The organism is Ramlibacter sp. (assembly GCF_028292805.1).
GTDB lineage: Bacteria > Pseudomonadota > Gammaproteobacteria > Burkholderiales > Burkholderiaceae_C > Ramlibacter.
Genome location: NZ_JAQGLS010000007.1, coordinates 1 through 20,069, shown reverse-complemented (window position 1 = coordinate 20,069; position 20,069 = coordinate 1). Strand labels below are relative to the sequence as shown.

Here is a 20,069-nt window from a genome sequence, read left to right as displayed (position 1 = left end):
CCATGGGGGGCGGCATCGGCCTCGGCCTGGCCATGGGCGTGGGCGCGGCCATCGGCGCGGCCGAGACCGGTTCGGGCAAGAAGACTTTCGCGCTCAGTGGCGACGGCGGTTTCATCCTGCAGTTGGGCGAACTCGCCACCGCGGTGCAGGAGAAAGCCCCGGTGACCTTCGTGCTGATGAACGACCAGCGCTATGGCGTGATCCGCAACATCCAGGACGCCCAGTACGGCGGCCGCCGCTGCTACACCGAGCTGCACACGCCGGACTACGCGCAGCTGAGCGCCGCCATGGGCCTGGGCCACGTCCGCGTGGCCAAGCTGGCCGAGCTGCCGGCGGCGCTGGACCAGGCGCGCTCGGCGTCCGGCCCCTTCATCCTCGAAGTCGACATGCTCGCCATCGGCAGCTTCAAGACCGCCTTCGCCGGCCCGCCGACCAAGCTGGCCCAACCCGCTTGAGACAGGGAAAGACACCATGATCAGGATCGCCATGATCGGCTGCGGCGCCATCGGCGCCGGCGTGCTGGAGCTGTTGCGGCATGAAACCGGGTTGGCGGTGGCGTGCGTGGTGCTGCCGCCTGGTGTGCGTGCGGACGCCTTCGACACCGTCAAGCGGCTGGCGCCCGGCGCCCGCATCGCGACCAGCGTCGGCGCGGCTGACGGCATCGACCTGCTGGTCGAATGCGCCGGCCACGCGGCGATCGACGAACACGTGATCCCGGCGCTGGAGCGCGGCACGCCTTGCATGGTCGCCTCCGTCGGCGCCCTCAGCCTGCCGGGCATGGCCCAGCGGCTGGAGCAGGCGGCGCAACGCGGCAACACCCAGGTGCAGCTGCTGTCCGGCGCCATCGGCGGTATCGACGCGCTGGCCGCGGCCCGTTTCGGCGGCCTCGATTCCGTGCAGTACACCGGCCGCAAGCCGCCCCATGCCTGGAAGGGCACGCCGGCCGAAAACGATTGCGACCTGGATGCGCTGACCGAGGCGCGCTGCATCTTCGAAGGCAGCGCCGAACAGGCGGCCCAGCTCTATCCCAAGAACGCCAACGTGGCGGCCACGCTGTCGTTCGCCGGCCTGGGCTTGCAGCGCACGCAGGTCAGGCTCTATGCCGACCCCGGCGTGACCGGCAACGTGCACCACGTGCGCGCCAGCGGCGCCTTCGGCACCATGGAGATCACCATGGAAGGCAAGCCGCTGCCGGCCAACCCCAAGACCTCGGCCCTGACCGTGTACAGCATCGTGCGGGCGCTGGCCAACCGCGGCCGGGCGGTCGCGATCTGAGAAAAGCACATGCTGGTCACCGATTCCAAAGAACTGCTGCCGATCTTCATCGCCGGTGAACGGCGCCTGGGCCGCGGCGACGAAAGCGCGACCCTCTATCCCGCCACCGGGGAGGTGGTGGCGCGGCTGCGCGCACCGAGCGCCGCCGACGTAGCCGAGGCGATCGTTGCCGCCGACCATGCCTTCCGCACCAGCGGCTGGGCCCAGCGCAAGCCGCACGAGCGCGCGGCCGTCCTGCACCGCGTGGCCGCGTTGATCCGCGGGCGGGCCGAGCCGCTGGCCCAGCGCCAGCGCCTGGACAATGGCAAGCCGATCAGCGAGACGCGCAACCTGGTGGCCAGCGCTGCCGCCACCTTCCAGTTCTTCGCCGCCGCGCTCGAGACGATGGAAGAGACGATCACGCCCTCGCGCGGCGACTTCATGACGATGAGCGTGTACGAGCCCATGGGCGTGGTGGCCGCGATCACGCCGTGGAACTCGCCGATCGCCAGCGAAGCGCAAAAGCTGGCCCCGGCGCTGGCCGCGGGCAATGCCGTGATCGTCAAGCCGGCGGAAGTCACGCCGCTGATGGCACTGGAGCTGGCCGCCATCTGCGAAGAGGCCGGCGTGCCGCGCGGCATCGTCAGCGTGCTGCCCGGCCGCGGCTCGGTCATCGGCGACGCCATCACCAAGCATCCGCTGGTCAAGCGCGTCTCCTTCACCGGCGGCACCAGCACCGGCAAGCACATCGCCCGCATCGCCGCCGACAAGATGATGCCGGTGTCGCTGGAGCTGGGCGGCAAGTCCGCCACCATGGTGCTGGAAGACGCCGACCTGGACCACGCCGTCAACGGCGTGCTGTACGGCATCTTCAGTTCCTCGGGCGAGTCCTGCATCGCCGGCTCGCGCCTGTTCGTGGCGCGCAAGCTCTACGCCGCCTTCATGGAGCGGCTGGCGGCGAAGGCCGCGGCGCTGCGCGTGGGCGACCCGGCCGACGAGCGCACCCAGATGGGCCCGCTGATCACCGGCAAGCACCGCGACAGCATCGAGGGCTACGTCAAGCTCGGCCTGTCCGAAGGCGGCAAGCTGCTGGCCGGCGGCCGCCGCCCGGAAGGCATGCTGTACGACCGCGGGAACTACTACCTGCCGACCATCCTGGAAGGTCTGCGCAACAGCGACCAGGTGGTGCAGCAGGAAATCTTCGGCCCGGTGCTGGTGGCCATGCCGTTCGACACCGAAGAGGACTTGCTGGCCCAGGCCAACGACAGCATCTATGCGCTGGCGGCCGGCATCTGGACGCGCGACTACAAGAAGGCCTGGCGGATCGGCCGCGCGGTGCAGGCTGGCACCGTGTGGATCAACACGTACAAGCAGTTTTCCATTTCCACGCCCTTCGGCGGCTGGCGCGACAGCGGCCTGGGCCGCGAGAAGGGCCGCCTGGGCATCCAGCAGTACATGGAGCAAAAGAGCCTGTACTGGGGGCTCAACGATGCCCCGCTGCCCTGGGCCAACTAGAACCGAGGACACCGACATGAGCGTACTGGGCATCGACGAAATCACCTACGGCGCGGACGACCTCGCCACCTCTCGCAAGTTCTTCCTGGACTGGGGGCTGAGCCTCGCCTCCGAGGAGCCGGACCGGCTCGTGTTCGAGACGCTCAACGGCTGCCGCGTCATCGTCGCCGCGGCCACCCGCGCCGACCTGCCGTCGGCCATGGAGCCGGGCTCGACCTTGCGCGAAGTGGTGTGGGGCGTGCAGAACGAGTCCGACCTGGCGCGCTACGCCGCCAACATCGGCAACGCGCCAGGGTTCATGGAACAGGGCGGCCGCATCGGCTGCACCGACCCGAACGGCCTGGCCATTCGCCTCCAGGTGAGCAAGAAGCGCGAGGTCGAACTGGCCGGGGCCGAATACAACACCTGGAGCCGCAAGGGCCGCGTCAACCAGGCCAGCCCCGCTTACGAGAAGGCGACCCCGATCGAGGTCGGCCACGTGGTCTTTTTCGCCAAGGACGTGCCGGCCTGCGAGCAGTTCTACGTGGACAATTTCGGCTTCGTGGCGTCCGACCGCTACCCCGGCCGCGGCGCCTTCCTGCGCTGCGCCCCGGACGGCGGCCACCACGACCTCTTCCTGCTGCAGCGACCCGACAAGCATTGCGGCCTGAACCACGTGGCCTTCACCGTGCGCGACATCCACGAGGTGTTCGGCGGCGGCCTGCACATCTCGCGCTGCGGCTGGGACACCCAGCTCGGCCCGGGCCGGCACCCGATCTCCTCGGCTTACTTCTGGTACTTCAAGAACCCGGCCGGCGCGCTGGTCGAGTACTACGCCGACGAAGACCAGCTCACCGCCGACTGGCAGCCGCGCGAATTCGAGCCGGGCCCGACCGTGTTCGCCGAATGGGCGATCGACGGCGGCATCGACGGCACCACCCGCCGCCAGAAATCGGGCGCCGCCCCCGCCGCGCCGACCGGCAAGTTCATCACCGACCGCAAGTAGGACCTTCCATGCGACCCATTCTCTTTTCCTTCGCGCTGGCCGCTGTCGCCCTCGTTCCTGCCGTGCAGGCCCAAGACGCCGCCGCGCAACTGGCAAGCAAGCCGTTCACCATCGTCGCGCCATTCCCGGCCGGCGGCCCGGTCGACACGCTGGCCCGCATGATGGCCGACGGCCTGGCCGCGCAGTACAAGCAGACGGCGATCGTCGAGAACAAGCCCGGCGCGCACGGCAACATTGGCATCGACCAGGTCAAGCGCTCGGCCCCCACCGGCCACACGCTGCTGGTGATCCCGGCCGGTAACCTGACCATCAACCCGACGTTGCTGCCCAAGGCCGGCTACGACGTGCAGGCCGACTTCGCTGCCGTCACCTCGCTGGCGCGGGCCTCCAACATCGTGGCGGTCAATCCGGCCGTGCCGGCCAGGACCGTCGCCGAACTGGTGGCGCTGGCCAAGGCCAGGCCGAACACCGTTGCCTATGCCACGCCCGGCGTCGGCAGCCAGCTGCACCTGGCCGGCGAGCTGCTCGGCCAGCAAACCGGCGCCGACTTCCTGCACGTGGCCTACAAAGGCTCGGGCCCCGGCCTGAACGACGTGCTGGCCGGCACCGTGCCGATGATCATCGGCAACATGCCGGTGCTGCTGCCGCACATCCAGGCCGGCAAGCTGCGCCCGCTGGCCGTGACCGACCCGACGCGCGACCCGACGCTGCCGCAGGTGCCGACGCTGGCCGAGGCCGGCGTTCCCGGCGTCGCCGTGACCTCGTGGTACGGCGTGCTGGCGCCCAAGGGCACGCCGCCCGCCGTCCTCGAACAACTGGCCAGGGACATCGCCGCGATCATCGGCCAGCCGGCCAATCGCGCCAAGCTGCAGCAGCAGGGCCTGCAAACCTGGCTGCTGTCGACGGCCGCCTTCAACGACGTGATCCGCAAGGAAACCGCCACCTGGGCGCCGATCATCCGCGACCGCAAGATAGAAGCGCAGTAGGCGACGACCTCCATCCGAACCAAGCCACGCCATGATGCCGACCCGCAGCCACGTCGTCGCCCTTGCCGCCGGCGCCATCGGCCCGGCCCGGGCAGCGGCTCGCCCATGCACATCCTGGGGCCCGGTGCCGCCGCACATCGCCGGCGGCAAGATGGTGGCGCCGGCCGTGGCCGTGGCCGATCGCGAACGCTGGCCGCTGGCGCCCGACGTGCCGACACTGGCCGAACCGGGCATCCGCGACGCCGAGGTCGGCGCCTGGCACGGCCTGTGGCGCCCAAGGGCACCAGCCCCGAATTCGCTCGCACGCTGGCCGCGCACATGAACGAGATCCTGAAGCTGCCCCAGGTCGACGCCAAGATGCGCACCTTCGGTGCCATCGCCGCGGCCGGCGGCGGCACCCCGCTGGCCCGCCGCAAACGCCGACGACCACGCACGCGTTGCAAGATCATCAAGGTACTCGGCATCTCCGCCGACTGACCTGCCACCCAAAACCACTAGGAAACCCCATGCGCATCCAACGCCGCCATGCCATCGCGCTGGCCTTCGCCGCCGCCGTCGGCGCTTTCCCGGCCGCCGCCCAGACCTGGCCGGCCAGGGTGATCACGATCGTCGTGTCTTATCCGGCGGGCGGTGACACCGACGCCGTGGCGCGCCTGTTCGCCGAGAAGCTGTCGGCACGCGTGGGCCAGAGCGTGGTGATCGACAACCGCGTCGGCGCCAGCGGCACCATCGGCAATGCCTTCGTTGGCAAGGCCGCGCCCGACGGCTACACGCTGCTGCTCACGCCTGGCACCTTCGCCAGCGCGCCGGTGGTGCTCAAGTCCGGCACCGGCGCCGCCTACGACGCCGTCAACGGTTTCACGCCGATCGTGCAGACCGGCAACGTGCCGCTGTTCCTGGTGGCCAGCCCGCAAAGCGGCTTCACCAGCCTGAAGGACGTGGTGGCCGCCGCCAAGGCGAAGAAGCAGCTGGTGTACGGCAGCCCCGGCACCGGCTCGCCGATGCACTTCGTCGGCGAGATGCTGAACAAGGCCGCCGGCACCGCAATCACGCATTCGCCGTACCGGGGCGTCGCCCCTTCGGTCAACGACGTGCTGGGCAACCATATTCCGCTGGCCTGGGTGCCGCTGGGCCCGGTGATGCCGCACATCGCCGCCGGCAAGCTGGTGCCGCTGGCCGTGGCGCTGCCGCAGCGCTCGGCGCTGCTGCCCAACGTGCCGTCGCTGGCCGAGCTGGGCTACAGGGACATCGACCCGATGTCGTGGCAGGGCCTGCTGGGCCCCAAGGGCATGAGCCCCGACGTCGTCAAGGCGCTGAACACGCACTTCAACGAGATCCTGAAGATGCCCGACGTGGTGGCCAAGCTGGCCACCTTCGGCACCGTCTCCGTCGGCGGCGAGCCGGCCCGGCTGGCGCAGGCCAACGCCGAGGCGCACACGAAGTACGCCAGGCTGGTCAAGGACTTCGGCATCCAGGCCGATTGAAGACGCACAGGAGGCACCAATGAGGAACGACGACCGCTATCTCAGCCCTCACCAGGCGCGCCCGCGCCCGCCCACGTCCTTCGAGGACCTGCTGGGCGATGCCATCGAACGCGCCTATGCCGCCGGCATCCACGACCTGCCTGGCCTGGTCGCATCCCTGAACCGCACCGGCCCGTCCGCCGACAACGGCCAGCCGTGGACCGAAGCGTCCTACACCGAGCTGATGGCCCGGCTGGGCAACTGAGAAGCTGCGAATGAATTCCTCGCAGCCGCGTGAGACCCCCATGAGAAACCAGATTGAGCCAATGCCGCTGCGGGGGCCTCACCCTGCGGGCCGGGGGGCAGCGAAGCGCTGGCGGGCGTTGCGGACCACTGTCCAGGCGCAGAGCCTGGACAGCGTCCGGCGCCTACGCCTGCACTCCGGTGTTCCCTGTCGCGGCAGCGATCAATTCATTCACAGCTTCTGAGGAAAGCCGCCATGATTCCCATCAAGATCACCACTGCCGCCGACCCCGTCGACGCGCTGCTGCAAGCCGGCCTGAAAAACCTCTGGTACCCGATCTGCCCGTCGGGCTTCGTCGCCGAGCGGCCGGTCTCGCTGCGCCGCCTGGGCCGCAAGATCGCCCTGTGGCGCGATGCCGCCGGCAAGCTCAATGCCCTGGAAGACCACTGCCCGCACCGCGGCGCGCCGCTGTCGCAAGGCGTGGTGCTGGGCGACCGGCTGGCCTGCCCTTACCACGGCGTCGAAGTGCGCTGCGACGGCACCGTCACCAAGGTGCCGGGCAGCCCCGGCTGCAAGCTCGAAGGTTCGCGCGCCGCTTTGGCGTTCCACGTGCAGGAGCGCCATGGCGCGGTGTTCCTGTTCAACAGCGACGCCAACCTCGACACCCCGCCGCCGCTGGAGCTGCCCGAGCAGCTGGAGAGCGACGAGTACTCGTCGTTCCTGTGCTACACCGAGTGGAAAGGCGACTACCGCTACGTGATGGACAACGTGATGGACCCGATGCACGGGATCTTCCTGCACAAGCAGTCGCACTCGATGGCCCAAGGCGAGAGCAGCGCCGCCTTCCAGATCCGCCCGACCGAGACCGGCTTCGTGTTCGAAAAGCAGGGCCAGCGCGGCATCAACTTCGACTGGACCGAGTGGGCCAGCACCAACGTTCACTGGATGCGGCTGGAGATCCCCTACCCGAAGACCGGCGGGCCCGGTGGCGGCTTCCACATCGTCGGGCTGTACACGCCGATCGCCCCCGACGTGTCGGCGGTGTTCCACTGGCGCTGCCGCAAGCTGGACGGCTGGCAGCGCGACACCTGGCGCTTCCTGTACAAGAACCGGCTGGAGGCGCGCCACTGGCACGTGCTGGAGCAGGACCGCGTGATGCTCGAGCAGATGGAGCCCGACGCCAACCAGCGCGAGAACCTGTACCAACACGACATGGGCATCGTGCGGCTGCGTCGCCAGCTGAAGTCGCTGGCCTGCGAGCAGCTCGCGGCGGCGAACCCGCACAAGGCGGTGGCATGAGCGAAGGCGTTGCGATCCGGCGGCTGATGACGTCGGCCGTCGCCGAACTCGAGAGCGCGACCTGGTCCAATGCGTTCTGCATCGGCAACGAGGTGGTGATGTCCGGCATGACGGCGCATCCCGCCACCCGGCATGCGGCCGAGCCCATGGACGCCTACGCCCAGACGACCGAAGTGCTGCGCAAGCTGCTGGCGTACGTGGAAGCGGCCGGCGGCAACGTGCGCAACCTGTACAAGCTGGTCATCTACGTCACCGATGTCGCCGACAAGGACCAAGTCGGCCGGGCGCGCCGCGATTTCTTCCAGGCCCCGTACCCGTGCTCCACGCTGGTCGAGGTCAAGGGCCTGGTGTTCCCCGAATTGAAAATCGAGATCGACGCCTGGGCGCGCCTGGACGTGGACCTGTCCCGTTGCGAGTGAAGTCATGAACACCACCCTGAACGCCTTCGTCCACACGCTGCGTTTCGAGGCCGACGACATCATCACCGTGGACCTGCGGCCGCAAGGCGGTGGCGAGTTCCCGGCGTTCAGCGCCGGCTCCCACATCGACCTGCACCTGCCCAACGGCATGGAGCGCAGCTACTCGCTGTGCAATGACAGCAACGAGCGGCACCGCTACGTGGTCGGCGTGCTCAAGGACCGCGCCAGCCGCGGCGGCTCGCGCGCCGTGCACGAACAGCTGCGCATAGCCATGCAGCTGGTGATCTCGCCGCCGCGCAACAATTTTCCGCTGCAGGAAGCGGCCGAGCACACGGTGCTGGTGGCCGGCGGCATCGGCATCACGCCCATCCTGTGCATGGCGCGGCGGCTGCGCGACCTGGGCCGCTCGCACGAGCTGCTGTACTTCGCCCGCTCGCGCCGCAGCGCCGCCTTCCTGGACGAACTGGCGCGGCTGCAGGTGCCGATCACGACCCACTTCGACGACGAAGCCGGTGGCCCGCCGGACCTGAAGGCGCTGCTGGCGGCCCGCCCGGCCGCTGGCGGCCTGCACCTGTATGCGTGCGGACCGACGCCGATGCTGGATGCGTTCGAGAAGTTCAGCGCGCAGCTGGGCCACGGCGACAACGCGCACATCGAGCGCTTCGCGGCGGTGGAGCACGCGCCGGCCGCCGACGCGCGCGGCTCGTTCACGGTGGAACTGGCGCGCAGCGGCCGCAGCTTCGTGGTGGAGCCGGGCAAGTCGATCCTCGACACCTTGCTCGACGCCGGCGTGGAGGTGGACCACAGCTGCTGCGAAGGTGTCTGCGGCTCCTGCGAGGCGCGCGTGCTGGCCGGCGTGCCGGACCACCGTGACTCGCTCCTGAGCGCCAAGGAACAGGCCAGCAACAAGGTCATGATGCTGTGCGTCTCGGGCTGCAAGTCCGCGTCGCTGACGCTGGATCTGTAGCACCGCGCCGGCGCGTGCGCGCCTGATCTGGCAGGCGAGGCCGGCTCTTTCGGCGCCGCGGCGCAAGTGCCGCGGCATAGCCGCTCGCCTCGCAGGCATGATTCAGCCGACCTTGCCCTGGCGCAAGCTGCGGAGTCCGCGTGCCGACCGGGCCCCTGCGGCTCCGGCGCGCATTGCGCACATGCCCATGGAGACCGCCTCCACTGCCGGCAGAACTTTGCGCGCCGGCGATTCGCTCCACCCCCGCCTGGCAGTGGCATGGATGGTGATCCTGAACCTGCTCACCGCCACGGCGTTGCTGCTGTGGCGAGGCCGCCGGCTGCACCAGGGCGGCCGCGCCCTGGACTGAAGCGCTGCTGGCGCAAGCCGCCCGCGGCACCTGGGCTGCCTTGGGCGCGGGCGTCGCCGCGGGACTGCTGCACCCGGCGGTCCCGGCCGTGCTGCTGGTGGCCATCACCTGGAAGGCCTGGCTCACGCCGGCAGCGGCCGCGGCCTTGCTGCCGGGCGTGCGACTTGGCGTCGTCGCCGGCGGGCATGCTGCCGTGGCTGGAGCCGTGGCGGCAGGTGCTGGCATGCACGCGGGCCGACACGCTGGTGCTTCCCACGGCGCGGGCAGCGGCCGTGCCAGGATCTGATCCGCAGTCCGGCCCCGGCCTCCATGGCAATGGTGTGGCCGCCATGACCGGCCGACCTCTCGCTGCTGATGGGCGTGCTGGCGGCAGCCTGCGTGCTCGCCGCCGTTCCGGCCGATCGAACCGGCGATCGAACCGGCCGGGACGCGCGCGACGTGCGGCTGATGGCCGGCAACGGCGCCGTGCCCGGAGCTGCGGCCTTGTGGCTGCAGCTGGCGTGAAAACTGGAGACCCCTGCGCTACCATCGGACCACAGGGAAGAACCATCCGATGCAAACCATCCGCCTCCAACGCTGGTCCGAGTTCGTCGATCACGCGGACGCGATGGAAGGCTGGGCCTTCCGCGGCCACGTCTCGGCGCAGTGGCCGCTGGTGCCGTCGCTGACGCGGCGGCTGCAGCAGTTCTGCCCCGACCAGCGGCTGTGGCCGCTGCGCGAGGCGCGGGCGATGCGGGTGTTCCGCCGCAAGGCGCACATCTACCTGCAGGACCGCACCGGCCTGGACGACGACCTGCGCAGCATGGCTCTGATGCAGCACCACGGCGCCGCCACCCGCCTGCTCGATTTCACCAAGTCGCCGTTCGTGGCCGCCTTCTTCGCGCTGGAGAGCGCCACCCGCGACGTCGCCGTGTTCGCCCTGAACACACCGGCCTTGTGGAACCGCGCGCCCGATTTCGACCCGTCGCTGACGCGCTCGCGGATCGATCCACGGGTGCCGGGCAATTTCGACCGCTACTTTGCCGGCAACACCCAGCCGGTGCTCTGGTACGGCGAGCCGTCCGAGATGGACAGCCGGCTGGTCGCGCAGTCCGGGCTGTTCGTGGTGCCGGGCGTGCTCGACCTGCCGCTGGACGACATCCTCGACGGCTACGGCGGCTCCGAAGGGCTGTTGACCAAGTTCGTCTTGCCGCTGGAGATGCGGCACGACGCGATGCGCGCGCTGTACCGCATGAACGTGACCTACGCCACGCTGTTCCCCGACCTCGAAGGGCTGGCCCGCTCGGTCAGCTACGAGCTGGAGGCGATCTGGGAGCGGCTGGTGGAGGACTACGAGCGGGGGCAGCCGCAAGACGGCGCAGCAGCCTAGCCGCGCGCCGTCGTTCGATCGCGATCTTCGCGCGGACGATGACCGACTTCCACTTGTCCGCGTCCGTGCGGATCAGCTCGGCCAGCTCTTCGCCGGTGCTCGCCTTGGGCTCGATGCCGGCCGTCGGCAGCGCCTGGCACCCTGGGGCGTGTTCAGCACCGCGTGCAGTTCGGTGCGCAAGCGCGTGAGCACGGATGGGGCCTGCGCTTTGGCGCCACCAGCGCCGTCCAGGCGCAGGCGCAGGCGGTGGTGGCCGGCAGGCCTTGCTCCACCATCGTGCGCACGTTCGGCAGCAGCGCCGAGCGCTGCGGCGAGAACACCGCCACCAGCGTCACCTTGCCCGCGGCCACCAGCGGCTGCACCGACGTGAGGTCGGTCGACGCCAGCGCCGTCTTGCCACTGCCGACGGTCACGGCGGCCGGCGCGATGCCCTTGTAGGGCACGTGCCTCAGCTGCACGCCCGCGGTGTGCGCGCGTCCATCTCCGCAACTTTGGACAGCGCGGACTGGTACGGGTAGTCCATCGCGTACAGCAGCGGTCGGCGCCGAGCACCGATGCCGCGAACAGCACGGCCGGCGTCCAGCACATGCCGCTGTGGCGTAGTGGAAGTTCTGCTTGAGGTAGTCGCTCGGACGCCGCTGCAGCGGCTGCACGCCGGCGCCGCCGCCAAGCCGACATGCTGCGGCTGCTCGGGCCGCAGGAGCGGCGGGCGCTGTATGGCGCGATGCGCAAGCTGCGCGACGCCTGTGCCGCCTCGGGGGACATGGAGCCGGAGTAGCGCTCAGTCCTGCTCCACCAGGTAGCGCGTCACCCGCGGCGGCTCGGCGCCGGTGTGGAAGGTCAAGCGGCGCTCCCGCAGCTGCACGTCGGCCGCCACGATGCGGTCGAAACGGCGCAGGTGCTCCGTCCACGACGCGTCGGTGATCTGCTCCACATAGCGGCCCGGATCGTGCAGGTTGTGCAGCAGCTGCCAATCCAGCGCGCCTTGCCGCAGCCGGCTGCGCCGGCTCTCCTGCATCAAAGCCAGGAATTCCAGCGCCCGCTCCGGGTCGATCTGGTATTCGATGCGCAGCTGGATCCGCCCCGGCCGCGCCGGCGGCTGCATCTGCGGCACCTTCAGCACGTGCGAAGGCGTCATGTCCTCCTCGGTGCCGCGGTCCATGCTGCGCGACTGCGCCAGCAGCATCAGCACGACGCTGGCGGCCGAGGCGATCGCGATGCTCATGTGCACCGAGGTCGACGTGGCGATCTGGCCCCACAGCGCCGCGCCGGCCGCGGTGCTCCCCATCAGCGCCATCTGGAAAATCGACATGCCGCGCGCCCGCACCCAGTCGGGCAAGCCCATCTGGGCGGCGACGCTGAGCGTGTTGGCCACGGTGATCCAGGTCGCCCCCGCCAGCAGCATGGCCGGCACCGCCACCCAGATGTTGGGCGCGAAAGCCACGATGGTGCCGGCCAGCGCGTACAGCGCGGTGCCCACCATCAGCCGCTGGCTCAAGGGCAGCCAGGCGCGGATCTGCGGCATCAGCAGCGCCGCGACGATCGCGCCGGCGCCCATCGACGCCAGCAGCAGCGTGAAGGTGCCGGCATTGCCGCCGGGCAGGCCGCGCGCCACCAGCGGCAGCAGCGCCATCAGCGCCGTCGAATGCAGGAAGAACAGCGCCACCCGCAGCATCACGGCCCGCATGCGGCCAGATTGCCAGACGTACTGCACGCCCACCCGCATGGCCCTGGCCAGCGGCTCGCGCCCCAGCGGGCTCACGTTGTGCACCCGCCGCCAGCGCATGATGGTGATGCCGGCCAGGATCGACAGCACCGCGTTCAGCACGAACACGTAGACGCTGCCGGCGCTGGCAATCAGCGCGCCGGCCAGCAGCGGGCCGATGATGCGCGAGGCGTTCATCGCCACGCCGTTGAGCGCCAGCGCCTGCGGCAGGTGCGCGCGCGGCACCACTTCGGGGATGATGGCGGCGAACACCGGCCAGCGCATCGCCAGCCCGACGCCGTTGGCGAAGGTCAACGCCAGCAGCAGCGGCGCCGTCAGCGCGTCCATCAGGATCACCACGCACAGGATGGTGGCGATGGTCGCCACCCAGAACTGCGTGATCATGAAGTAGCGTTTGCGGTCCACGGTGTCGGCCAGCGCGCCGCTGGGCAGGCCCAGCACGAACACCGGCAGGGTGGAGGCGGTCTGCACCAGCGCCACCCACAGCGGCGAGGGCCCCAGCGACGTCATCAGCCAGGCGGCCGCGACGTCGTTCATCCACATGCTGGTGTTGGCGGCCAGCCAGGTGAACCACAGCATGCGGAACACCGGCGAGCGCAGCGGGGCGAGAGAACTCTCCCGCCGGGGCGGGACGGCGGGGGCCGCCTGCGGATGTTCCGAGTCGGGCAAGCTCAGAGATTCACCGAGCAATCGCTGGATCGATTGCTCGGTGGCCTGGTCAGTGTCAAGAGGACCGGCAAAGCCGGATCCTCTTCACAGGGGGAATCGGCGTGCGCGACGCGCCACCCGATTCTCATCGGGTCGAGGACCGGGCGGCTCCATGAAGAAAATGTCACTGCTGCTGCCGTCCTAGAACCTGCGCTCGAGCACCAGCTGGTCGTTGCTCTGACGCAGCTGGAAGCGGCTGAGGAAGGTGTTGCCCAGCAATACATAAGGCATGCTGCCCGGCAACACCGAGGCATCCACTTCGTGCACCTCGACGTCGCCGATGCGCACCGAGGCCAGCTTGATCCGCCAGTTGGGCACCAGGCCGTTGGCCGTGCTGCTCTGGCCCTGCTGGCCGCTGCGGTAGTCGATGCCCAGGCGCTGCGCTTCCATGGCGCCCATGGCGACGGTGGTGGCGCCGGTGTCCACCAGGAAATTGACCGGCTTGCCGTTGATCGCGCCGGCGCTGACGAAGTGGCCGCCCGAGGACACCGGCAGCACGATGCGGGTGCCGCGCCAGGCCACCGCCGGGCCGCCCACGTTGGCCGGCGCGTCGCCCACCCGCAGCGTGTGGCGCTTGCCGTCGATCTCCACCAGGGCCTGGTCGCCCAGCGTGGACAGCACCTTCACGCCCATGTGCGTTTCGCCGGGGGTGACGCCCTTGGGGGCCGTGCCATTGACGATCAGCAAGGCCCGGTTGCCCAGCATGCCTTGCAGCGCCACCGCGTCGGCCGCCGCGGCCGCGCTGGCTGCCGCCGCGAACAGGGCGGCCAGAAAGGCTCTCATCTCAATCGCGCAAGTTGTCGAACGACAGCGGCAGTTCGGTCATCTTCTCGCGCACCAGCTTCATGGCGGCCTGCAGGTCGTCGCGCTTGGCGCCGGTGACGCGCACCGCATCGCCCTGGATGGCGGCCTGCACCTTGAGCTTGCTGTCCTTGATGAGTCGCGTCAGCTTCTTGGCCTGCTCGGTTTCGATGCCGCTGCGCACCTTGACCACCTGCTTGACCTTGTCGCCGCCGATCTTCTGGACGTCGCCGGCGTCCAGGAACTTGACGTCGACCTCCTGCTTGGTCAGCTTGCCCAGCAGCACGTCCATCACCTGCTGCAGCTGGAACTCCGCATCACCGGTCAGGATGATTTCCTTGTCCTTGTCCTTCAGCTCGATGGCGGCCGCGGTCCCCTTGAAGTCGAAGCGCGTGGCGATCTCCTTGGCGCAGTTGTCGACCGCGTTCTTGACTTTCACCATGTTCGGTTCGCACACGGTATCGAATGACGGCATCTTGAAACTCTCCCCGCCCCGACCCGGGGCGCCATGGGTGACAATTCTCCCATGATCGTCGAGCAAAACGTACCGCTGCAGCCCCATAACACGTTCGGCATCGTCGCCAAGGCGCGCACCCTGGTCCGGATCGGGGGCGAATCGGACGTCCAGGCGGTGCTGGCGCACCCGGGCCTGGGGGCGGAAGCCAGGTTCGTGCTGGGCGGCGGCAGCAACATCGTGCTGACCGGCGACGTCAAGGCCGTGGTGCTCAAGGTCGAGGTGGCCGGGCGCCGGATCGTCGAGGACGGGCCGCGCGCCACCATCGTGGAGCTCGGGGCCGGCGAGAACTGGCACGAGGCCGTCACCTGGGCCGTCGAGCAAGGGCTGGACGGACTGGAGAACCTGGCGCTGATCCCGGGCACCGTGGGCGCCTCCCCGGTGCAGAACATCGGCGCCTACGGCGTCGAGCTGCAGGACCGCTTCGAGTCGCTGGATGCCATCGACCTGGTGACGGGCAAGGTGTTCACGCTGGACGCCGCCCAGTGCGCCTTTGGCTACCGCGATTCGGTCTTCAAGCACTCGCCGGCCCGCGACAGCGATTTCGGGCTGGCCGGCCGGGCCATGATCCTGCGGGTGCGGTTGCGCCTGCCCAAGCCGTGGAAGCCGGTGCTGGGCTATGTGGACCTGCAGCGCAAGATGACCGAAACCGGCATCGCCGAGCCGACCGCGCGCCAGATTTACGACTGGGTCTGCGCCATCCGGGGGGCCAAGCTGCCCGATCCGCGGGTGATCGGCAATGCCGGCAGCTTCTTCAAGAACCCGACGGTGACGCCGGAGCAGTGCCAGGACATCATCGCCCGCGAGCCCGGCATCGTGCATTACCCGATGCCGGATGGCACCATGAAGCTGGCCGCCGGCTGGCTGATCGACGCCTGCGGCTGGAAGGGCAAGTCGGTCGGCCAGGCCGGCGTGTACGACAAGCAGGCGCTGGTGCTGGTCAACCGCGGCGGTGCCACCGGTGGCGAAGTGGTGACGCTGGCGCGCGCCATCCAGACCAGCGTCTACGAGCGCTTCGGCATCCGGCTGGAGCCGGAGCCGGTGGTGGTCTGACCACCGGGGCCCGCCGCCATCGCTCGTCATTCCCGCGAAAGGATCCCCATGAAGCGCATCGCATCCTTGCTGGTGCTCCCCCTGTTGCTGGCCGGTTGCGGCCAGGCCGCCGGCGAGCCGATCGGCGAAGTCGACACGGTGTTCAAGCTGATCGGCCCGGACCACAAGATCGTGGTCGACGCCTTCGACGACCCCAAGGTGGGCGGCGTCACCTGCTACGTCTCGCGCGCCCGCACCGGCGGCATCAAGGGCGGCCTCGGGCTGGCCGAAGACAAGTCCGAAGCTTCGATCGCCTGCCGCCAGGTCGGCCCGATCGCCTTCGTCGCGGGCCAGGTGCTGGGCAAGCAGGAGGAAGTCTTCAGCGAGCGGACGTCGCTGGTGTTCAAGCGGCTGCAGGTGGTTCGCATGATCGACCAGCGCCGCAACACGCTGGTCTACCTGAGCTATTCAGACCGCGTGATCGAAGGCTCGCCGCAAAACAGCGTGACGGCGGTGCCGCTGCCGGCGGGAACGGTGATTCCGCTCAAGCGCTAGCCGGGGGCCTGGCATGCACAAGGCCTATGCGTTCCTGGCGATCGCCATCCTGGCCGAGGTCATCGCTACCAGTTGCCTGCGGGCCACCGAAGGCTTCACGCGCCTGCTCCCGAGCGTCGCCACCGTCGTCGGCTACGCGGTTTCGTTCTACTTTCTGTCGCTGACACTCGCCACCATCCCGGCCGGGATCGCCTACGCGATCTGGTCCGGGGTCGGCATCGTGCTGATTTCGTCGATCGGGTGGCTGCTGTACGGCCAGTCGCTCGACGTCCCTGCCATCGCCGGCATGGCGCTGATCGTGGCGGGAGTGGTCGTGATCAACCTGTTCTCCAGGTCGTTCAGGTGAAGTTGCCCGGCCGGCGCAGCATCCAGGCGCTGCCGGCCAGGCAGGCGAGCGCGAAAGCGAACAGCAAGGCCGCCCGCGGCAGCACGTCGGCGGCAATCGGCGCGCCCAGGAACACGGCCTGCATCCCGTCCAGCGCCCACCCCATCGGCGACCAGGCCGAGACGGTCTGCAAGCCCGGTGGCATCAGCATCCTGGGCACCATCACGCCGGCGATCGCGCCAAGCACCACGTTCAGCCCGCCGCCCAGCGCCGCCGCATGCTCGAACGTGCGGCTGACGCTGGCGATCAGCAGTGCCAGCCCCACGGCGGCCGTGCTGGTGGCCAGCACGATCAGCAGGAACCAGCCCGGGTGGATCGCCAGGCTGAGTGCATCGCCCCCGAGCAGCGGCACCAGCCAGCAGCCGACCATCAGCATGAATGCCAGCTGCACCAGGTTCAGCGCGATGAAGGCCACCAGCTTGCCGCCCAGCTGGGCCGCCGGCGACACCCGCAGCGTGGCCAGGCGGGCCAGCGTCCCCTCCTTGCGTTCCTGGATCAGCACGCCCGCGATCGGGATGACGACGAAGAACATGCCGAACACCAGCCAGGCCGGCACACTTTGCTGCACCGCCGTCATGCGGCGGCCGGACTCGATTTCGTACAGGTAGCGCACGGCCACCCCGCCGTCGGCCGCCAGCAGTTCACCGCCGGCCGCACCTTCGAGCAGCACGCCGGAGAACGGCCCGGCCTCGGCCGCGGCCCGCTTCATGCGGGCCTGGAGCAGCGAAAAGCTCAGCTGCGCCCGCAGCCTGGCGGCGGCCGCCGGCTGCACCCGCTGGCCGAGCCACATTTCCAGCTGGCGGCTGTCGGGTTGGCCGGTGGCGGCATCGATCAGCGGCGAGCGCACCACGATGCCGGCTTCGACCTGGCGTGCCTTCAGTGCCGCCTGCAGTTCCGCTTGCGTGCCGAAGCGCGGGCCGGGATGGCGCGCCAGCCACTGCCTGGACCACTGTGTGGCGAACGGGCTGCTGTCTTCCTGGACCCAGCCTGCCAGCGGCAGGTCGACCTTCGCGGTCAGCGTGTTCTTCAGGGTGAACGACATCACCAGCACGAAGATCGCCGGCATCAGAAACAGCGTGGCCAGCCCGTGCAGGTTGCGCGACAGCAGGCGCCACTCCTTCCAGGCGATGGCCAGGATCTGCGCGGGCACGGGACAGGACCGGGTCATGGTCGTCAGTCGCGCAGCGACCGGCTGGTGTGGTGCATGAACAAGGCCTCGAGACTGGCATGGGGCGGCGAGCCGGCGGGGCCGCGCAGCAAGGTGGCGAGGTCACCGACCGCCAGCACCCGGCCGTGGTCCAGCAACACGATGTCGGAGCAGACTGCGCTGACTTCTTCCATGTAGTGGGTGGCGTACAGCACCGCGGTGCCGCCGGCGGCCAGCTCGCGCACCCGGTCCAGCAGAAAGGCGCGCGACTGCGGGTCGACGCCGGCGGTGGGTTCGTCCAGCAGCAGCACCTCGGGCTGCTGCAGCAAGGCGATCGCCAGGTTTAGCCGGCGCCGCACGCCGCCCGAGCAATGGCGCGCCAGCCGGTCGGCGAACTCGCCCAGCCTGCAGCTGGCGATGGCGGCGTCGATGCGGCTTTGCGCCTGCGCGCCGCGCAGCTGCAGCATGGCGGCAAAAAAGCGCAGGTTCTCGCGGCAGCCCAGGTCCGGGTAGAACGCGTACTCCTGCGGCACCCAGGCCACGCCGCGGTGTGCCGCCGGTGACGGGTCGATGCGGCCCTGCTGCGGCACGCGCAACCCGGCCAGCAGGCTGATCAGGGTCGACTTGCCGGAACCGTTCGGCCCCAGCAGGCCGACAGTCTGGCCGCGCTGCAGCTGCAGGGCGACGCCGTCCAGCGCCGGCTCGGCCTGCTGCGGATAGCGATAGACCAACCCGCTGGCTGCCAGCACCACGGCCGCGTCGCTCATTGCGGCGTCGGCTCGCCCGCCTCCAGGACGCACGCGCCAGCCGCCGGCGCCGTGGTGGCGCCGGCGCGCCCGGGCAGCACGGTGGCCGGGCCCAGGCTGCGCCACAGGCCCAGCGGCGCCAGGCGGTAGCGCAGCAGCCGGACGCCGACCATCAGCACGATCTTGGCGATGTCCCGGACCGGGCGGAAGTGGCTGCGGCGCGCGTTCTTGGGGTAGCGCCCGGGGATCGCCACCGCCAGCGTCGGGTGGTCGTGGCGGGCCGCCTCGATCAGGATTTCGCTCTCGAAGGTGAAGCGGTTGCCGCGCACGCCGGGGCCCAGCGCAAGCCGCATCACCGCCGCGGGGTAGGCCCGAAAGCCCGATTGCGAATCCGCGATCGGGTGGCCCGCGGCCCAGGAGATCCAGAAGCAGGCGAAGCGGTTGGCGCGCCAGCGCGCCGGCGGGAACTGCGAGCGGTCGTGCAGCCGCGAGCCGATCACGATCCGGCGCGGGTGCCGGCGCCAGGCCGCCAGCAGCAGCGGCGCGTCGGCCGGGTCATGCTGGCCGTCGCCGTCCATGGCGATCACGCAGTGCGCCTGCAGCGCCAGCGCGTGGTCGAATGCAGTGCGCAGGCTGGCTTCCTTGCCGCGGTTTTCGGGATGCCGCAGCACGACCACCGGCAGGCCGTCCAGTTGCGCCGAGGTGCCGTCGGTGGAGCCGTCGTCCACCACCAGCACGTTGGGCGATTGCGCCAGCGCCTCCAGCGCCAGCCCGCGGATGGTCACCGCCTCCTGGTAGGCGGGGATCGCGATCCACACGCCGTTCCAGTTCGAGTTGGCTTCGTTTCCCGTGTCGGCGTTCATGTCAGTACAAGCCTCCGTTGACTCCGATGTCCTGGCCGGTGATGTAGCTCGCGGCGTCCGACGCCAGGAACGCCACCAGCGCCGCCACTTCCTCCGGCCGGCCGGCCCGTCCGGCCGGCACCATGGCCTTGATCCGCTCCGGCGGGAAGGCTTGCTGCGCCATCCCGGTGGCGATGATGCCCGGTGACACGGTGTTGACCGTGACGCCCCGGTTGGCCAGCTCCTGCGCCAGCGACTTGGCCGCCCCATGCAGTCCGGCCTTGGCCGCCGCGTAGTTGGCCTGGCCCCGGTTGCCGGCCTGCCCGGCCACCGAGCCGATGTTGATGATGCGCCCCCAGCGCTGCCGCACCATCGGCATCACGAGCGGCTGGGTGACGCGAAAGAAGCCGTTCAGGTTGGCGTCGATCACGCCCATCCAGTCTTCTTCCCGCATGCCGGCCAGCAGCGCGTCGCGGTACAGGCCGGCGTTGTTCACCAGCACGTCGATAGTCCCCGCCAGCAGCAGTTGCCCGATGGCGGTCTGGACCGCGGCGCTGTCGCCCAGGTCGAAGGCCACGGCGGATGCGGGCATGCCCGCGGCAGCCAGTTCATCGGCCAGCGCCTGGGCCCGCTCGCGGTTGCGGTTGCCATGGACGATCACCTGCAAGCCCTGGGCGGCCAGCGCCCGGCAGATGGCCGCGCCGATCTCGCCGCTGCCGCCGGTCACCAGGGCGCGGCGCGGCACGCCGTCGCGCGGGCCGCT

General features: G+C 70.0%; 26 protein-coding genes. 18 read left to right on the top strand and 8 right to left on the bottom strand.

The window, feature by feature from the left end; genetic code table 11:
• The 15 genes from JWP65_RS00365 to JWP65_RS00295 form a co-directional block, all read left to right on the top strand.
• Window positions 1-455: thiamine pyrophosphate-dependent enzyme (locus JWP65_RS00365; RefSeq protein WP_299759266.1), on the top strand; the 455-nt coding region annotated here is incomplete at its 5' end.
• Window positions 456-471: 16 nt separating this feature from the next.
• On the top strand, window positions 472-1,275 hold the full coding sequence (locus JWP65_RS00360; protein WP_299759264.1) for an aspartate dehydrogenase: 804 nt from the start codon (window positions 472-474) through the stop codon (window positions 1,273-1,275).
• A 9-nt stretch (window positions 1,276-1,284) separates the two neighbouring features.
• Complete coding sequence (locus JWP65_RS00355; protein WP_299759262.1) at window positions 1,285-2,769, top strand: aldehyde dehydrogenase; 1,485 nt, start codon at window positions 1,285-1,287, stop codon at window positions 2,767-2,769.
• A 16-nt stretch (window positions 2,770-2,785) separates the two neighbouring features.
• Complete coding sequence (locus JWP65_RS00350) at window positions 2,786-3,754, top strand: VOC family protein (protein WP_299759260.1); 969 nt, start codon at window positions 2,786-2,788, stop codon at window positions 3,752-3,754.
• Between the two features lie 8 nt (window positions 3,755-3,762).
• A complete protein-coding gene (locus JWP65_RS00345) occupies window positions 3,763-4,740 on the top strand; it encodes a tripartite tricarboxylate transporter substrate binding protein (protein ID WP_299759258.1) in 978 nt (325 codons plus the stop codon).
• Window positions 4,741-4,771: 31 nt separating this feature from the next.
• Window positions 4,772-5,062, top strand: a complete 291-nt coding sequence (locus JWP65_RS00340; RefSeq protein WP_299759256.1) for a tripartite tricarboxylate transporter substrate-binding protein — start codon at window positions 4,772-4,774, stop codon at window positions 5,060-5,062.
• On the top strand, window positions 5,059-5,217 hold the full coding sequence (locus tag JWP65_RS00335; RefSeq protein WP_299759254.1) for a hypothetical protein: 159 nt from the start codon (window positions 5,059-5,061) through the stop codon (window positions 5,215-5,217). Before JWP65_RS00340 ends, JWP65_RS00335 begins: the two co-directional genes overlap by 4 nt.
• A 29-nt stretch (window positions 5,218-5,246) precedes the next feature.
• The gene (locus tag JWP65_RS00330; RefSeq protein ID WP_299759252.1) at window positions 5,247-6,224 is read left to right on the top strand and encodes a tripartite tricarboxylate transporter substrate binding protein; all 978 of its coding nucleotides are present in this window, start codon (window positions 5,247-5,249) and stop codon (window positions 6,222-6,224) included.
• A 19-nt stretch (window positions 6,225-6,243) separates the two neighbouring features.
• The gene (locus JWP65_RS00325; protein ID WP_299759250.1) at window positions 6,244-6,468 is read left to right on the top strand and encodes a recombinase-like helix-turn-helix domain-containing protein; all 225 of its coding nucleotides are present in this window, start codon (window positions 6,244-6,246) and stop codon (window positions 6,466-6,468) included.
• Between the two features lie 234 nt (window positions 6,469-6,702).
• Entirely contained in the window at window positions 6,703-7,746 is a 1,044-nt protein-coding gene (locus JWP65_RS00320; RefSeq protein WP_299759248.1) for an aromatic ring-hydroxylating dioxygenase subunit alpha, read from the top strand.
• Window positions 7,743-8,165: a RidA family protein gene (locus JWP65_RS00315; protein ID WP_299759246.1), complete on the top strand. Its 423-nt coding sequence runs from the start codon at window positions 7,743-7,745 to the stop codon at window positions 8,163-8,165. The genes JWP65_RS00320 and JWP65_RS00315 overlap by 4 nt, the downstream gene beginning before the upstream one ends.
• 4 nt (window positions 8,166-8,169) lie before the next feature.
• On the top strand, window positions 8,170-9,132 hold the full coding sequence (locus JWP65_RS00310; protein ID WP_299759244.1) for a PDR/VanB family oxidoreductase: 963 nt from the start codon (window positions 8,170-8,172) through the stop codon (window positions 9,130-9,132).
• A gap of 181 nt (window positions 9,133-9,313) precedes the next feature.
• A complete protein-coding gene (locus tag JWP65_RS00305; protein WP_299759242.1) occupies window positions 9,314-9,481 on the top strand; it encodes a hypothetical protein in 168 nt (55 codons plus the stop codon).
• A gap of 354 nt (window positions 9,482-9,835) precedes the next feature.
• Window positions 9,836-9,985: a hypothetical protein gene (locus JWP65_RS00300; protein WP_299759240.1), complete on the top strand. Its 150-nt coding sequence runs from the start codon at window positions 9,836-9,838 to the stop codon at window positions 9,983-9,985.
• Window positions 9,986-10,034: 49 nt separating this feature from the next.
• Window positions 10,035-10,850 carry an FRG domain-containing protein gene (locus JWP65_RS00295; RefSeq protein WP_299759238.1) on the top strand — a complete coding sequence of 272 codons (816 nt, stop codon included), beginning with the start codon at window positions 10,035-10,037 and terminating at the stop codon, window positions 10,848-10,850.
• A gap of 152 nt (window positions 10,851-11,002) precedes the next feature.
• Here the strand turns inward: JWP65_RS00295 and JWP65_RS00290 are convergent, their stop codons facing one another.
• The 4 genes from JWP65_RS00290 to JWP65_RS00275 all read right to left on the bottom strand — a co-directional run bounded on the left by JWP65_RS00290 (window position 11,003) and on the right by JWP65_RS00275 (window position 14,560).
• Entirely contained in the window at window positions 11,003-11,308 is a 306-nt protein-coding gene (locus tag JWP65_RS00290; protein WP_299759236.1) for a tripartite tricarboxylate transporter substrate-binding protein, read from the bottom strand.
• Window positions 11,309-11,631: 323 nt separating this feature from the next.
• Window positions 11,632-13,245: an MFS transporter gene (locus JWP65_RS00285; RefSeq protein ID WP_299759234.1), complete on the bottom strand. Its 1,614-nt coding sequence runs from the start codon at window positions 13,243-13,245 to the stop codon at window positions 11,632-11,634.
• A gap of 180 nt (window positions 13,246-13,425) precedes the next feature.
• The gene (locus tag JWP65_RS00280) at window positions 13,426-14,067 is read right to left on the bottom strand and encodes a TIGR02281 family clan AA aspartic protease (protein ID WP_299759232.1); all 642 of its coding nucleotides are present in this window, start codon (window positions 14,065-14,067) and stop codon (window positions 13,426-13,428) included.
• A gap of 1 nt (window position 14,068) precedes the next feature.
• On the bottom strand, window positions 14,069-14,560 hold the full coding sequence (locus JWP65_RS00275) for a YajQ family cyclic di-GMP-binding protein (protein ID WP_299759230.1): 492 nt from the start codon (window positions 14,558-14,560) through the stop codon (window positions 14,069-14,071).
• Between the two features lie 51 nt (window positions 14,561-14,611).
• Here JWP65_RS00275 and murB point away from each other — a divergent pair, with 51 nt between their 5' ends.
• Genes murB through JWP65_RS00260 form a run of 3 tightly spaced genes read left to right on the top strand, consistent with a single transcriptional unit; the run spans window position 14,612 to window position 16,532 of the window.
• Window positions 14,612-15,652: a UDP-N-acetylmuramate dehydrogenase gene (murB, locus tag JWP65_RS00270; RefSeq protein WP_299759228.1), complete on the top strand. Its 1,041-nt coding sequence runs from the start codon at window positions 14,612-14,614 to the stop codon at window positions 15,650-15,652.
• A 48-nt stretch (window positions 15,653-15,700) separates the two neighbouring features.
• On the top strand, window positions 15,701-16,186 hold the full coding sequence (locus JWP65_RS00265; protein ID WP_299759226.1) for a CreA family protein: 486 nt from the start codon (window positions 15,701-15,703) through the stop codon (window positions 16,184-16,186).
• Window positions 16,187-16,199: 13 nt separating this feature from the next.
• The gene (locus JWP65_RS00260; RefSeq protein WP_299759224.1) at window positions 16,200-16,532 is read left to right on the top strand and encodes an SMR family transporter; all 333 of its coding nucleotides are present in this window, start codon (window positions 16,200-16,202) and stop codon (window positions 16,530-16,532) included.
• Here the strand turns inward: JWP65_RS00260 and JWP65_RS00255 are convergent.
• From JWP65_RS00255 to fabG, 4 genes are read right to left on the bottom strand one after another with little or no spacing between them, the layout of a single operon-like run.
• Window positions 16,525-17,739, bottom strand: coding sequence for an ABC transporter permease (locus JWP65_RS00255; RefSeq protein WP_299759222.1), 1,215 nt, complete (start codon window positions 17,737-17,739; stop codon window positions 16,525-16,527). The two genes, JWP65_RS00260 and JWP65_RS00255, sit on opposite strands and share 8 nt — an antisense overlap.
• 5 nt (window positions 17,740-17,744) lie before the next feature.
• The gene (locus JWP65_RS00250) at window positions 17,745-18,485 is read right to left on the bottom strand and encodes an ABC transporter ATP-binding protein (protein WP_299759220.1); all 741 of its coding nucleotides are present in this window, start codon (window positions 18,483-18,485) and stop codon (window positions 17,745-17,747) included.
• Window positions 18,482-19,327, bottom strand: a complete 846-nt coding sequence (locus JWP65_RS00245) for a glycosyltransferase family 2 protein (protein ID WP_299759218.1) — start codon at window positions 19,325-19,327, stop codon at window positions 18,482-18,484. The genes JWP65_RS00250 and JWP65_RS00245 overlap by 4 nt, the downstream gene beginning before the upstream one ends.
• 1 nt (window position 19,328) lies before the next feature.
• Window positions 19,329-20,051: a 3-oxoacyl-ACP reductase FabG gene (gene fabG / locus JWP65_RS00240; protein WP_299759268.1), complete on the bottom strand. Its 723-nt coding sequence runs from the start codon at window positions 20,049-20,051 to the stop codon at window positions 19,329-19,331.
• Window positions 20,052-20,069: the final 18 nt, after the last annotated feature.